The sequence below is a fragment of the Pseudomonas sp. SB113 genome (genome assembly GCF_040754745.1).
GTDB classification, from domain to species: domain Bacteria; phylum Pseudomonadota; class Gammaproteobacteria; order Pseudomonadales; family Pseudomonadaceae; genus Aquipseudomonas; species Aquipseudomonas grimontii.
Window position 1 is genome coordinate 167,906 of record NZ_JBFMHW010000005.1, and the last position, 13,433, is coordinate 181,338.

Here is a 13,433-nt window from a genome sequence, read left to right on the forward strand (position 1 = left end):
TTTAGCCTCTACATAGCCTGCTCCTGAACTGATATTACCGCCCGCGCTTCCACAGATACCCACCCACCACCATCCCCATCACACACAGGACAGCCACGTAGTAAGCCGGGCCCATCGGGCTTTCCTTCATCAGCAGCGACACCGCCAGCGGCGTCAGCCCGCCGAACACGGCGTAGGCGACGTTGTAGGAAAACGACAAGCCACTGAAGCGCACCACGGGCGGGAAAGCTTTCACCATCACGTAAGGCACCACGCCAATGGTGCCGACGAACAGGCCGGTCAAGGCGTACAGCGGGAACAGCCAGTCCGGGTGGGCCATGAGGCTGTGATACAGGGTCCAGGAGGTCGCCAGCAGCAGCGCGCAACCGCTCACCAGTACGCGGCCGGCACCGAAGCGGTCGGCCAGGGCACCGGAGGCGATACAGCCCAGGCTCAAGGTCACGATGGCCAGGCTGTTGGCTTGCAGCGCAACGGTCGGGCTGAAGTGGTAGAGGGTCTGCAGCACAGTCGGGGTCATCAGGATCACCACCACCACACCGGCCGACAGCAACCAGGTCAACAGCATCGACAGCACGATGGCGCCACGGTGGTCGCGCAGTACCGCACGCAGCGGCAGTTCGGCGGCCAGGGTCTTGCGTTGCTGCATTTCGGCGAAGATCGGCGTTTCATGCAGCCAGCGGCGCAGGTACACCGACAACAGGCCAAACACACCACCGAGCAGGAACGGAATACGCCAGGCGTAATCCGAGACCTGCTCCGGGCTATAAATAGTGTTGATCGCGGTGGCCACCAGCGAACCCAGCAGGATACCGGCGGTAAGGCCGCTGGTCAGGGTGCCGCAGGCGTAGCCGATATGGCGCGGCGGTACGTGTTCGGAGACGAATACCCAGGCGCCCGGTACTTCGCCGCCAATCGCTGCGCCCTGGATGACACGCATCAGCAGCAGCAGGATCGGCGCCCACAGGCCGATCTGCGCGTAGGTCGGCAGCAGGCCCATGATCAGGGTCGGTACGGCCATCATGAAAATGCTCAGTGTGAACATTTTCTTGCGGCCCAGCAGGTCACCGAAGTGCGCCATGATAATGCCGCCCAGCGGGCGTGCCAGGTAACCGGCGGCGAAGATGCCGAAGGTCTGCATCATGCGCAGCCATTCGGGCATATCGGCGGGGAAAAACAGTTTTCCGACTACGGTGGCGAAAAACACGAAAATGATGAAATCATAAAACTCCAGCGCCCCGCCCAAGGCAGACAGCGACAGGGTTTTGTAGTCGTTGCGGGTCAGCGGGCGCGACGGTTGCGCACTGCTTGCAGGCACGGAGGACATGGCAAGGCTTCTCTTATAGTAGTCAGCTTGATAAGGACGGCACGCCCGGGACTTGCGGCGGTCCGGCAAGATAGCAAATCGCTTGTAAAAGCACAGCGCCAGGAGAACAGTTGCGCGTAAAAGCCGCGATACAGCGCCTATTTACCGACCAAATGAGCGCCGGGAGGTCGTCGTGGCGCCAGGGTCTCGATATACTCGGCCCCTGCAAGCGCAAGACCCGCAGTCTTGAGGGGCTGCTGTGCCAAAACGTCGTTGGGTGCCATCCAGCCGATTTGGCAGAGTTTCCCTTTAGTACGCCTTACGAGAAACGTATCGAACGGAGTATGTTTGTGCTGAAACGTTTTTCCACCAGTCGGCTATCCACTTTGCTACATCTATAAAAAGCGTCACGGGTCAGAGGCACCCCCGGCATGATCGAACTCGAACAAGAAGATCCTATCCCGCAAGGCGATCTCGCCCTGCAAATCACCGCGCTCCCGCGTGAAACCAACGGTTTTGGCGATATTTTCGGCGGCTGGCTGGTCGCGCAGATGGACCTCGCGGGCACCGCCATGGCCAGCAAGGTTGCGGGCGGGCGTGTGGCCACCGTGGCCATTGATCGCATGGCGTTCCTGGTGCCGGTGGCGGTGGGCGCGCAATTGTCCTTCTATACCCAGGCCCTGGAAATCGGCCGCAGCTCGATCCAGATGATGGTCGAAGTGTGGAGCGACGACCCGCTGTCCAGCGAATGGCGCAAGGTGACCGAGGCGGTGTTTGTATTCGTCGCTATCGATGGCAGCGGCCGCACACGTTCCGTGCCTTCACGCGCGCGTTAAACCTCGCGGGGTTTTGACGGTCAATTGCCCCATTGCCTGCCATTGAGAGTGTCTGTTATGCCTACGCCCCACGTTGAGACCGTAAAGATCGACGAACTGGACTGCTGGCGCATCCGCCACAACGGCGCAGAACTGATGATTGCCCAACAGGGCGCGCATATCTTCAGTTATGGGCGCGAGGGCGAGCAGCCAGTGATTTGGCCGAACCCTGCGGCGGTGTTCAAGAAAGGCAAAGGCATCCGTACCGGCGTGCCAGTGTGCTGGCCATGGTTTGGCGTATTTGACCGCAACCCGCAAAGCGTAAGGGCGATGCGCCTAAGTGATCAGCCTGCGGGCGCTCACGGTTTCGCGCGTACCGCGACCTGGGCATTGGCCGGCACCACGCTTGAAGGTCAAGCGCTGCGGATTGACCTGGAACTACCGGTGCCTGCAGGCGGCTTCCCCGGCTGGCCCCATCAGGTCGACCTGACCCTGAGCTTGCTGCTGGACGACCAACTGCACATCCGCCTGACCAGCCACAACCGTGGCGACGACACTGTCACGCTCAGCCAGGCGCTGCACACCTACTTCGCCGTGAGCGACGTACGCAACGTGCAGGTCGAAGGCCTGGACGGCTCGGCGTACATCGATACCGCCGATGGCTGGAGCGAGAAGACACAATCCGGTCTGCTGCACTTCAGCGCCGAGACCGACTGCATCTACCTTGATACGCCCTCGTCTTTGAACATCGTCGATAAAGACTGGCAGCGCCGCATCCAGCTCACCAGCCAAGGCTCGAAATCGACCGTGATCTGGAACCCCTGGACCGAACGCGCCAAGGCCTTCGACGACATGGCCGACGATGGCTGGCAGGGCATGCTGTGCATCGAGACGGCGAATGTGCTGGATGATGTGGTGAGCCTGGCCCCAGGTGAAAGCCACACGCTGGGCGTGAGCATTACCGGTATCGCCCTGTAAACCCAATCGAAAATGTGGGAAGGGGCAAGTCGAATCGTCACACCGCCCCTCCCACATTGGGTTCTGCCTAAGCTTAGAGATCGGATTCCTTTACGACCCGCACTTTCCCGGCATCCAGCGCATACGCCGCATCCGCCAGGTCGTTATTCACCTTCTCCACCTTCAACGTGCCGGTAACCCACAGCGGCGTGTAGATGTCATCCAGCTTCAGCCCCTTGGGATAACGCACCAGCACCAACTGGTTCGGCGGCGGTGGCGGCACGTGGATGCAGGCGCCTGGGTACGGCACCAGGAAGAACAACGTACTGCGGCCCTTGGCGTCGGTTTCCAACGGCACCGGGTAACCGCCAATACGGATGTTCTTGCCGTTCATGGCGGCCACGGTCTTGGTGGAATACATCACCGCCGGCAAGCCTTTGCTCTGCTTCAGGCCACCTTTGTCGGTGAACGTACCTTGGGCTTCGGGGGAGTTGTGATCGATCTCGGGCATCGCCTCGAGGGCCTTCTGGTCCGACAGCGGCATCAGGTCGAGCCAGTCGGTTTCCGGCAGTTCACCGGCGTGAGCCAGGCCGGAGCCCAGCAAGAGAAGAGTCAACAGAAAACGGCGCATGGAGAGGCTCGGCAAGTAACAAGTGCCGAGCATTCTAGCCCTCTGCGCCTGCGCAGCGCAGAGGACTTTGTCGGCTGATTACTTCTTTTTGATCAGGCCGTAGATCACCAGCAACACAATGGCGCCGACCAGTGCGCCGATAAAGCCTGCGCCTTGACCCGCCTGGTAGATGCCCAGCGCCTGACCACCGTAGGTGGCGGCCAGGGAACCGGCGATACCCAGCAGGATGGTCATGATCCAGCCCATGCTGTCGTCGCCGGGCTTGAGGAAACGCGCCAGCAGGCCGACGATCAAGCCGATAAAAATGGTTCCGATGATACCCATGGCATTTCCCTCTGAATGAAGTGTGCTATGCCAAAGCCTAGACAGGCTTTGGCATCCTGCAATCAGAGGATGGCGGTTACCGAATGGTTCCCGCCAGAGTGCAGCTTATTGCTCGGCGATCAGCGCTTCGACCTTTAGGATCTGCGCTTGCAGCGTTGCGCGGTCCTTGCAGCGCAGGTTGGCGTGGCCGACCTTGCGCCCGGCCTTGAAGGCCTTGCCGTAGTGATGCAGGTGGCAGTCTTCGATGGCGATCACGCGCTCCACTGGCGGTACCACGCCGATGAAGTTGAGCATTGCGCTCTCACCGACCTTGGCCGTGGAACCCAGCGGCAAGCCCGCGACAGCACGCAGGTGGTTTTCGAACTGGCTGCACTCGGCGCCTTCGGTAGTCCAGTGCCCGGAGTTGTGCACGCGCGGGGCGATTTCGTTGGCCTTGAGGCCACCGTCGACTTCAAAGAACTCGAACGCCATCACGCCGACGTAATCCAGCTGCTTGAGTACGCGGCTGGAATAGTCTTCGGCCAGGGCCTGCAACGGGTGATCGGTGCTGGCCACGGAGAGCTTGAGGATGCCGTTGTCGTGGGTGTTGTGCACCAACGGGTAGAAGCGGGTCTCGCCATCACGGGCACGCACGGCGATCAACGAGACTTCGCCGGTGAACGGCACGAAGCCTTCCAGCAGGCAGGCCACGCTGCCCAGTTCGGCGAAGGTGCCGACCACATCGGCGGCGGTGCGCAGGACTTTCTGGCCCTTGCCGTCGTAACCCAGGGTGCGGGTTTTCAGCACGGCCGGCAGGCCGATGCTGGCGACGGCGGCGTCCAGGTCCGCCTGGGACTGGATATCGGCGAAGGCCGGGGTTGGAATGCCCAGGTCCTTGAACATGCTCTTCTCGAACCAGCGATCACGGGCAATGCGCAAGGCTTCGGCGCTCGGGTACACCGGTACGAACTGCGACAGGAAGGCCACGGTTTCGGCCGGGACGCTTTCGAACTCGAACGTCACCAGGTCGACTTCATCGGCCAGTTGGCGCAGGTGGTCCGGGTCGCTGTAGTCAGCCCGCAGGTGTTCACCCAGGGCTGCCGCACAGGCGTCCGGCGCCGGGTCCAGGAAAGCGAAGTTCATCCCCAGCGGGGTGCCCGCCAAAGCCAGCATGCGGCCCAGTTGGCCGCCACCGATTACACCGATTTTCATCGTCAACAACCTCAGGCGATACGTGGGTCTGGATTGTCCAGCACGCTGTCTGTCTGTTCAGCACGGAATTTCTTCAGCACCGCGTGGAACTGCGGGTGCTTGGCGCCCAGGATACTGGCGGACAGCAGGGCTGCGTTGATCGCGCCGGCCTTGCCGATCGCCAGGGTGGCCACCGGGATACCGGCCGGCATCTGCACGATGGACAACAGCGAATCCACGCCCGAGAGCATTGCCGACTGCACCGGTACGCCAAGCACTGGCAGGTGAGTCTTGGCTGCACACATGCCCGGCAGGTGCGCTGCGCCGCCGGCACCGGCGATGATCACCTCGATGCCACGGGATTCTGCTTCATCGGCATACTGGAACAGCAAATCCGGGGTGCGGTGGGCAGAGACCACTTTCACTTCATACGGAATGCCGAGTTTTTCCAGCATATCGGCGGTGTGGCTAAGGGTGGACCAATCGGACTTGGAGCCCATGATCACGCCAACCAATGCACTCATCGTCGTGCCTCTTCTCTCTGGGCGCCCGCAGGCGCGTCAAAAAACAACAAGCCACGCGGGAAATCCGGCGTGGCTTGGTGTACGAATTAAGGCCGGTTGGACCGGCCGAAGGCCGCGCAGTATACCGTAATAATTCGGATAAACAGCCCCTGAGAATGACCATCTGTCCCGCATTGTTAAAACCTTCGCTCCTGACTCAAAGATCAACAAACCAAACAGCATGATCAAGCAAAACATCTTCGCCTGTTTTTTAGCTTTTATTCAAGATTTGAAGAAAGGCACTACAGCACTTGGCTACTCATCTTGGCGAAAACCAACAACACAATCCTTATTATCGATAACGACTGTGCAAGTCGACGTGCACAACTAAATAAATAATTAAGGATTGCCACCATGACTGAACCCAAACAAGTATTACCCCCCCTCCCCTCACCTGCGCATATTACGACGATGAGCGCCCCCTGGCCGGCATTTATGCTGGAAAGGCTGTACGAAAACGCAAAACATACAATCAGTCGATCATTGAATTTTGTGCCAGAGGCATTCGATTTTTTGAAAAACGCCATCACGCCCTTCTTGAACGGCGAAACGCTGGATGAGATTTTTTATCTGCCTCCACAAGCGCCATTACCTCAAATGCCAACACCGAGCCGGAACACGCTCATCCATGTTTTTGAATCCATCATATTTATCAATACCCCCTTGACCACTTACGACAAAACCTGTGACTTCTATTGCTATAAAAATGAGGCCCTGTACAAATTCCCGTCCGCGTTCCAGCGGGCCGTCGAGAAGGCAATATTTGAGCTACAGGGCATCCAGTTTTTTTTGGATCGTATAGATAATTTCTGGTGCGCTGAACACGAAGCCTACCCCATCACTAATAAAGAGTACATGGCCAGCCTAATGGCCACTCAGCTACAGTGTGCAAACATGGTAAGAGCAGAGGATAACTCACTAAACTTAGAGAGTGTAGATTTGCTCCTACGCCTTGCGCATCTCAATATAACGCCTAAAGATTATTTCTACAGGCTGTCGCTTACTCAAATGGAGTACGCCGCCGATATCCCGCTCATCGGTGCGTTTCTGATTACACGAAAGCCTGAAAATCACACTGACGACCTGAATCCCTGCGTACTGTATATCCCCGGTTTAAAAATACAGCAGTTTGACTCTATCGCCCTGCTGAAAACTTATCTGGCAACTCACCTGATAAACCCCAACGCACCACACCCGCCTCTGCGATCCTGCATCGCGTTGCGGCAGCAAGGCCTCCTCATAGACTTGACCCGTCGTGGTGTAATGGATGAACAGAGCATTTGCCTTACGTCTTTCTCAATTGACCCTGAGTTTTTCAGCGAGCACATCCAACGGCTGATCGACCAACATAAACAAGACGTCACTTATATCTGGTCACAGACAGACCGCCCCGTGGTAACGACGACAGACCCCCATCACTTCCAGCCCCGTTATAGCCTGGACTACACAGCTTTTTTATTTTTCACCGACACCGTACAAAATCATGCTATTCCCGCATTGGAAAGATGGAAAAAATCCCAACTACCGGTGGTAACTCCAAAAAGCAAGCCCACCTCATTACAACCCATCAAACTGCATTTCATTCTTCACCAGGACCTGAACGGGTGCCTTCCCGTAAGAGCGTCCGATCTATTATTCAAATTTTTCTTCAGTTCACCCACAGCTTCCACAGCAAAAGAAGCTTTCTTCTCCTGGCTGGTGACTGAACTTGAAAACATCTCAGGCCGCAAGGTTGAGTTAATTGAAATAGAAAAGGAGATCGCCCCCGAACTGTACACCTTCAACTACATGTCGAAATCGCATGACGATGCCATTCACCGTTGGAAAGAAGCAGTCACCCAATTCCTGAAAAGAACATCTCAATCTACTTCACCACTTGATAAGTTCACACTACTCACTTATCACCCCGTCGTTGCAAGTTCTATCCTAGGTGTCGCTGATCGTACTGGAGGGCAGTTTGCAATAGCGTCAACAGTTGAATACCGAATAACCGCACACGAAATAGGCCACATGCTCGGCGCAGAGCATGATGCAGGAGAAATTATCTACGATGGTTGGTGGAGCGAAACAACTATGCGACCGTTCGATGAGGACTCACCTTATCGCACAGCCAGTCATCGCTTCAGTGATAAGAACAGAGCGCTCATTAAAACTTATCTCAGTCAGTTCGACTGATTAGCGCGGCTGTCCGGCCAACAGGAGCGAAGGCCAAACCATGGCGGCTTTCACTGTTTCAGGCGGCAGGGTTGGCCGCCCCACCTTCCAACTTACGCCACAACAACCGCACATTCGCCTTGCGCACCAACGCACAGCGATACAGCCGAATTTCCAGCGGCACATGCCATTGCGGCCCGCCGCAGACCACCAGTTCGCCTCGGGCCAGTTCGGCGCGCACGCTCAGTTGTGGCACCCAGGCGATGCCCAAGCCTTCGAGGGCCATGCTTTTGAGGCTGTCGGCCATGGCGGTTTCGTAAACCGTCGTAAAGCGCAGGGCCCGCTGGCGCAGCAGCAGATGCACCGAACGGCCGAGGAACGCGCCGGCGCTGTAGGCCAGCAGCGGCACACTGCCCTCGCCTTCCAGATCGAACAGCGGCTTGCCATCCGCACCGGCCGCACACACGGGGAGCATTTCGGTGTTGCCCAAGTGCAGCGAAGGGAAGATTTCGGCGTCCATCTGCATCGCCGCATCCGGGTCGTAGAAGGCCAACATCAAATCGCAACCGCCTTCGCGCAGGGCATGCACGGCGTCACCGACGTTGGTGGCGACCAGCCGTGTGGCGATGTTCAGGCCTTCGTTGCGCAATTGCGCGATCCAGCGCGGGAAGAAACCCAATGCCAGGGAGTGGGCAGCGGCCACTTGCATGACTTCGCCCTGCCCGCCTTCCAGGTGATGCAAATGGCGCAGCACTTCACCGAGTTGTTCGACCACGGTGCGCGCGGTGACCAGGAACAGTTGCCCGGCCGCCGTCAGTTCAACCGGCGTGCGCGAGCGGTTGACCAGGGTCAGGCCCAGTGCGGCCTCAAGGCTGCGGATACGTCGGCTGAACGCCGGCTGGGTAACAAACCGCCGCTCCGCCGCCTGGGAAAAGCTGCGAGTCGCCGCCAGGGCGCTGAAGTCTTCCAGCCATTTGCTCTCAAGGTTCATCACTGCCTCCCACGGATACGCACCATTTTGGCACACACGCCCGCCATGATAGCCGGGTCACACTTGCATTATGCCGTTTATGCATAGGCCAGTGTTTAACAGCATTGGCCCAAAATTTCCTACAGGCCTAGCATTCGCAGCGTTCCGGCCTGTTCCGGGTCCATATCGAGATGATTTCCGTCATGTCCTCCGCTGCATCATTCCGCACAGAAAAAGACCTGCTTGGCGTACTCGAAGTACCCGCCCAAGCGTATTACGGCATCCAGACCCTGCGAGCGGTGAATAACTTCCGCCTCTCGGGCGTTCCGATTTCGCATTACCCGAAATTGGTGGTCGGCCTGGCAATGGTCAAACAAGCCGCAGCTGACGCCAACCGCGAGTTGGGCCAGCTCAGCGAAGCCAAGCACGCTGCCATCAGCGAAGCCTGTGCCCGTCTGATCCGCGGCGATTTCCACGAAGAGTTCGTGGTGGACATGATTCAAGGCGGCGCTGGCACTTCAACCAACATGAATGCCAACGAAGTCATCGCCAACATCGCGTTGGAGGCCATGGGCCACAACAAGGGCGAGTACCAATACCTGCACCCCAACAACGACGTGAACATGGCGCAGTCGACCAACGACGCCTACCCGACCGCGATCCGCCTGGGTCTGCTGTTGGGCCATGACGCGCTGCTGGCCAGCCTCGACAGCCTGATCCAGGCGTTCGCCGCCAAGGGCGTGGAGTTCAGCCACGTGCTGAAAATGGGCCGCACCCAACTGCAAGACGCCGTGCCGATGACCCTCGGCCAGGAATTCCGCGCCTTCGCCACCACTCTCGGCGAAGACCTGGCCCGCCTGAAAACCCTGGCGCCAGAGCTGCTGACCGAAGTGAACCTGGGCGGCACCGCCATCGGTACCGGCATCAACGCCGACCCGCGTTACCAGGCCCTGGCCGTACAACGCCTGGCCGTTATCAGCGGCCAGCCCGTGGTCCCGGCTGCCGACCTGATCGAAGCCACCTCCGACATGGGCGCCTTCGTGCTGTTCTCCGGCATGCTCAAGCGCACCGCCGTGAAGCTGTCGAAGATCTGCAACGACCTGCGCCTGCTGTCCAGCGGCCCACGCACCGGCATCAACGAGATCAACCTGCCGGCGCGCCAGCCAGGCAGCTCGATCATGCCCGGCAAGGTCAACCCGGTAATCCCGGAAGCGGTCAACCAGGTGGCGTTCCAAGTGATCGGTAACGACCTGGCCCTGACCATGGCAGCCGAAGGCGGCCAGCTGCAGTTGAACGTCATGGAGCCACTGATCGCCTTCAAGATCTTCGACTCGATCCGCCTGCTGCAACGCGCCATGGACATGCTGCGCGAGCACTGCATCGTCGGCATCACCGCCAACGAAGCCCGCTGCCGCGAGCTGGTGGAGCACTCCATCGGCCTGGTCACCGCGCTGAACCCGTACATCGGCTATGAAAACGCCACACGCATCGCACGTATCGCCCTCGAAAGCGGCCGCGGCGTGCTGGAACTGGTGCGCGAAGAAGGCTTGCTCGACGACGCCATGCTCGACGACATCCTGCGCCCCGAGAATATGATCGCTCCACGCTTGGTCCCGCTGAAGGCCTAAGCGTTTGTTGCACCGCTCACCAGGTTGAGGGACTAGACACCTCTCACCTTTTGAGGGCCTGAAGGCTCGTTCTTCAGGCCCTTTTTTTTGCCTCAAGGTTGTGAAATGACGCCCATAAAAAATCCAATATCGCCCCGTAGCCCCTCCTTGCCTGTAACAGTGCGGCTGAAACCTTTAATCAGCCCGAGCAGACGGATCACGTTCGCCTAGGTATAGTGCCGCCCCTCTTCGCGTCTGCGGCCGTCGGTAACGAGGCCCGGATACACGCGAAAGCGCATGAATAACAACACCCGCAAAAGGATTGGGGTCGAACCGTCGCGCACTGCCTGGTGCGATGCGACGGATAGGACCGTCCTGCGTTTGCCATTAGAAAAATCAGCGAGGAACACTCCATGCTCGAAGTCATCAACGACTTCCTCTCAGGGAAAGTACTGATCGTGCTCATTGTCGGGCTCGGCGGTTATTTCACGATCCGCTCGCGTTTCGTTCAATTGCGTCACTTTTTCCACATGTTTTCGGTGTTTCGCGACAGCCTGAAAAACAGCTCCGACCAGCTCAGCTCGTTCCAGGCGCTGATGCTCAGCCTGGCCGGCCGCGTCGGTGCCGGTAACATCGCGGGTGTCGGCATTGCCGTGACCCTGGGTGGCCCGGGTGCCGTGTTCTGGATGTGGGTCACCGCGCTGGTGGGCATGTCTTCAAGCTTTATCGAGTGCTCCCTCGGCCAGTTGTACAAGCGCACTGACGCTGAAGGCACCTACCGTGGCGGCCCGGCCTATTACATCCAGCACGGTTTGCAGAAGCGCTGGCTGGGGATGGTCATGGCGTTCCTGCTGCTGGTGACCTTCGGCTTTGCCTTCAACGGCCTGCAAGCCCATGCCGTGACCCACTCGCTGAACAACGCTTTCGGCCTCGACACCACCTACACCGGCCTGGCCCTGGCGGCATTGCTGGGCCTGGTGTTCATCGGCGGGATCAAGCGCATCGCCTCGATCGCCGACCTGCTGGTGCCGGTCAAGACCCTGGTCTACATTGCCGTGACCCTCTATGTGATCGTGCTGCAATTCGACCACGTCCCGGCCATGCTCGCGACCATCGTCAAAAGCGCCTTCGGCCTGGACCAAGCCTTCGGTGGCCTGGTAGGCAGTGCGATCATCATGGGTGTGAAACGCGGCGTGTTCGCCAACGAAGCCGGCCTGGGCAGTGCGCCTAACGTGGCCGCAGTCGCTTCGGTAGAACATCCGATCGCCCAAGGCGTGGTCCAGGCGTTCAGCGTATTCCTCGACACCTTCGTGATCTGCACCTGCACCGCGTTGCTGATCCTGCTCTCCGGCTTCTACACCCCAGGCTTTGAAGGCGACGGCATTGCCCTGACCCAGAACTCCCTGGCGGCTGTAGTGGGGGATTGGGGCCGCATGTTTATCTCGGTGGCCCTGGCGTTGTTCGTGTTCACCTCGATCATGTACAACTACTACCTCGGCGAGAGCAACCTGCGCTTCCTGGTGGGTAACAACCGCAAGGTGCTGATGGGCTACCGCGCGCTGGTGCTGGTGCTGATTTTCTGGGGTTCGATCGAGAACCTGAGCACCGTGTTCGCCTTCGCTGACATCACCATGACCATGCTGGCGTTCGTCAACCTGTTCGCCCTGGCGTTCCTGTTCAAGATTGCCATGCGCATCCTGAATGACTACGACAACCAGCGCGCGGCAGGCATCAAGACCCCGGTGTTCGACTCCAGCCAGTTCCCTGACCTGGACCTGGACCGCAAGGCCTGGCCGGCCAATCCGGTAAAACCGCAAGCGGCCCCAACGGCTGAACTGAACGCTCAAGTGCAACGCTGAGCGTAGACAGATGACACGCCGCCCGGCCTTGGGCATGCTCTGGGCCCGGCGGCGTTTTTCGTTCAGGAGATTCTTTGATGCAACCAGCTAACACCATCATGGTGCTCTACACCGGCGGCACCATCGGCATGCAAGCCAGCGCCAGTGGCCTGGCACCCGCATCCGGGTTTGAAGCGCGCATGCGCGAACAGCTCGCCAATGTGTCAGTACCCGCCTGGCGCTTCCAGGAAATGTCCCCGCTGATCGACAGCGCCAACATGACCCCCGCCTACTGGCAGCGCCTGCGCACCGCCGTGGTCGAGGCCGTGGATGACGGCTGCGACGCCGTATTGATCCTGCATGGCACCGACACCCTGGCCTACAGCGCGGCAGCCATGAGCTTCCAGTTGCTGGGCTTGCCGGCGCCGGTGGTGTTCACCGGCTCAATGTTGCCTGCCGGCGTCCCCGACAGCGATGCCTGGGAAAACGTCAGCGGTGCCCTGCTGGCATTGGGCGAGGGCCTGGCACCCGGTGTGCACCTGTACTTCCACGGCGCGCTGATGGCCCCGACCCGCTGCGCGAAGATCCGCAGCTTTGGTCGCCATCCGTTTGCCGCGTTGCAGCGCAACGGCGGTGTGGCCAAGGCCGAAGCGCTGCCCGCCGCCCTGGACTACCGCCAGCCCAAGGCCCTGGCCAATGTCGGCGTGTTGCCGCTGGTACCGGGCATCGCCGCAGCGCAACTGGATGCGTTGGTCGACAGCGGTATCCAGGCGCTGGTGCTGGAATGTTTCGGCAGCGGCACCGGGCCCAGCGATAACCCAGCGTTCCTCGCCAGCCTGCAGCGTGCTCAGGATCAGGGCGTGGTGGTGGTGGCAATCACCCAATGCCATGAAGGCGGCGTGGAACTGGATGTGTACGAAGCCGGCAGCCGTTTGCGCGGCGTGGGCGTGCTGTCCGGTGGCGGCATGACCCGCGAAGCCGCGTTCGGCAAGCTCAATGCCTTGATCGGCGCAGGCCTGCCCAACGCCGAGATTCGCCGCCTGGTCGAACTGGACCTGTGTGCCGAGCTGAGTTGAGCGACGATACATAGTCACCCCCGTC

At 59.6% G+C, this 13,433-nt stretch carries 12 protein-coding genes; 6 read left to right on the forward strand and 6 right to left on the reverse strand.

Annotated elements, in window-relative coordinates; all coding sequences use genetic code 11:
• Window positions 1–34: 34 nt before the first annotated feature.
• Window positions 35–1,324: an MFS transporter gene (locus tag AB1462_RS08945; protein ID WP_259191573.1), complete on the reverse strand. Its 1,290-nt coding sequence runs from the start codon at window positions 1,322–1,324 to the stop codon at window positions 35–37.
• 410 nt (window positions 1,325–1,734) lie between these two features.
• Between AB1462_RS08945 and AB1462_RS08950 the strand changes: the two genes are divergently transcribed.
• Together AB1462_RS08950 and AB1462_RS08955 are read left to right on the forward strand one after the other, a co-directional pair.
• Window positions 1,735–2,139, forward strand: coding sequence for an acyl-CoA thioesterase (locus AB1462_RS08950; protein WP_003176975.1), 405 nt, complete (start codon window positions 1,735–1,737; stop codon window positions 2,137–2,139).
• A gap of 57 nt (window positions 2,140–2,196) precedes the next feature.
• Complete coding sequence (locus tag AB1462_RS08955) at window positions 2,197–3,096, forward strand: D-hexose-6-phosphate mutarotase (RefSeq protein ID WP_367246595.1); 900 nt, start codon at window positions 2,197–2,199, stop codon at window positions 3,094–3,096.
• 73 nt (window positions 3,097–3,169) lie between these two features.
• On the opposite strand, the gene AB1462_RS08960 is transcribed toward AB1462_RS08955, so the two are convergent.
• The 4 genes from AB1462_RS08960 to purE form a co-directional block, all read right to left on the reverse strand.
• Complete coding sequence (locus AB1462_RS08960) at window positions 3,170–3,706, reverse strand: DUF3299 domain-containing protein (protein WP_041161056.1); 537 nt, start codon at window positions 3,704–3,706, stop codon at window positions 3,170–3,172.
• Between the two features lie 78 nt (window positions 3,707–3,784).
• Window positions 3,785–4,030 carry a GlsB/YeaQ/YmgE family stress response membrane protein gene (locus tag AB1462_RS08965; RefSeq protein WP_005792540.1) on the reverse strand — a complete coding sequence of 82 codons (246 nt, stop codon included), beginning with the start codon at window positions 4,028–4,030 and terminating at the stop codon, window positions 3,785–3,787.
• A gap of 105 nt (window positions 4,031–4,135) precedes the next feature.
• The gene (locus tag AB1462_RS08970) at window positions 4,136–5,221 is read right to left on the reverse strand and encodes a 5-(carboxyamino)imidazole ribonucleotide synthase (protein WP_367246596.1); all 1,086 of its coding nucleotides are present in this window, start codon (window positions 5,219–5,221) and stop codon (window positions 4,136–4,138) included.
• Window positions 5,222–5,232: 11 nt separating this feature from the next.
• Window positions 5,233–5,724 carry a 5-(carboxyamino)imidazole ribonucleotide mutase gene (gene purE / locus AB1462_RS08975; RefSeq protein WP_003176980.1) on the reverse strand — a complete coding sequence of 164 codons (492 nt, stop codon included), beginning with the start codon at window positions 5,722–5,724 and terminating at the stop codon, window positions 5,233–5,235.
• Between the two features lie 393 nt (window positions 5,725–6,117).
• Here purE and AB1462_RS08980 point away from each other — a divergent pair, with 393 nt between their 5' ends.
• Window positions 6,118–7,938 carry a reprolysin-like metallopeptidase gene (locus tag AB1462_RS08980; protein ID WP_315335386.1) on the forward strand — a complete coding sequence of 607 codons (1,821 nt, stop codon included), beginning with the start codon at window positions 6,118–6,120 and terminating at the stop codon, window positions 7,936–7,938.
• A 58-nt stretch (window positions 7,939–7,996) separates the two neighbouring features.
• Here the strand turns inward: AB1462_RS08980 and AB1462_RS08985 are convergent, their stop codons facing one another.
• Window positions 7,997–8,908: a LysR substrate-binding domain-containing protein gene (locus AB1462_RS08985; protein WP_090401388.1), complete on the reverse strand. Its 912-nt coding sequence runs from the start codon at window positions 8,906–8,908 to the stop codon at window positions 7,997–7,999.
• Between the two features lie 182 nt (window positions 8,909–9,090).
• Between AB1462_RS08985 and aspA the strand changes: the two genes are divergently transcribed.
• From aspA to AB1462_RS09000, 3 genes are all read left to right on the forward strand, one after another.
• Complete coding sequence (aspA, locus tag AB1462_RS08990; protein WP_025854459.1) at window positions 9,091–10,515, forward strand: aspartate ammonia-lyase; 1,425 nt, start codon at window positions 9,091–9,093, stop codon at window positions 10,513–10,515.
• Window positions 10,516–10,907: 392 nt separating this feature from the next.
• Window positions 10,908–12,353, forward strand: coding sequence for a sodium:alanine symporter family protein (locus AB1462_RS08995; RefSeq protein ID WP_090401387.1), 1,446 nt, complete (start codon window positions 10,908–10,910; stop codon window positions 12,351–12,353).
• A gap of 77 nt (window positions 12,354–12,430) precedes the next feature.
• Entirely contained in the window at window positions 12,431–13,408 is a 978-nt protein-coding gene (locus AB1462_RS09000; protein WP_090401386.1) for an asparaginase, read from the forward strand.
• Window positions 13,409–13,433: the final 25 nt, after the last annotated feature.

Coding starts and splice junctions, on each gene's coding strand:
- AB1462_RS08945 (WP_259191573.1), bottom strand. CDS start 1,324: ATGTCCTCCGTGCCTGCAAGCAGTGCGCAACCGTCGCGCCCGCTGACC.
- AB1462_RS08950 (WP_003176975.1), top strand. CDS start 1,735: ATGATCGAACTCGAACAAGAAGATCCTATCCCGCAAGGCGATCTCGCC.
- AB1462_RS08955 (WP_367246595.1), top strand. CDS start 2,197: ATGCCTACGCCCCACGTTGAGACCGTAAAGATCGACGAACTGGACTGC.
- AB1462_RS08960 (WP_041161056.1), bottom strand. CDS start 3,706: ATGCGCCGTTTTCTGTTGACTCTTCTCTTGCTGGGCTCCGGCCTGGCT.
- AB1462_RS08965 (WP_005792540.1), bottom strand. CDS start 4,030: ATGGGTATCATCGGAACCATTTTTATCGGCTTGATCGTCGGCCTGCTG.
- AB1462_RS08970 (WP_367246596.1), bottom strand. CDS start 5,221: ATGAAAATCGGTGTAATCGGTGGCGGCCAACTGGGCCGCATGCTGGCT.
- purE (WP_003176980.1), bottom strand. CDS start 5,724: ATGAGTGCATTGGTTGGCGTGATCATGGGCTCCAAGTCCGATTGGTCC.
- AB1462_RS08980 (WP_315335386.1), top strand. CDS start 6,118: ATGACTGAACCCAAACAAGTATTACCCCCCCTCCCCTCACCTGCGCAT.
- AB1462_RS08985 (WP_090401388.1), bottom strand. CDS start 8,908: ATGAACCTTGAGAGCAAATGGCTGGAAGACTTCAGCGCCCTGGCGGCG.
- aspA (WP_025854459.1), top strand. CDS start 9,091: ATGTCCTCCGCTGCATCATTCCGCACAGAAAAAGACCTGCTTGGCGTA.
- AB1462_RS08995 (WP_090401387.1), top strand. CDS start 10,908: ATGCTCGAAGTCATCAACGACTTCCTCTCAGGGAAAGTACTGATCGTG.
- AB1462_RS09000 (WP_090401386.1), top strand. CDS start 12,431: ATGCAACCAGCTAACACCATCATGGTGCTCTACACCGGCGGCACCATC.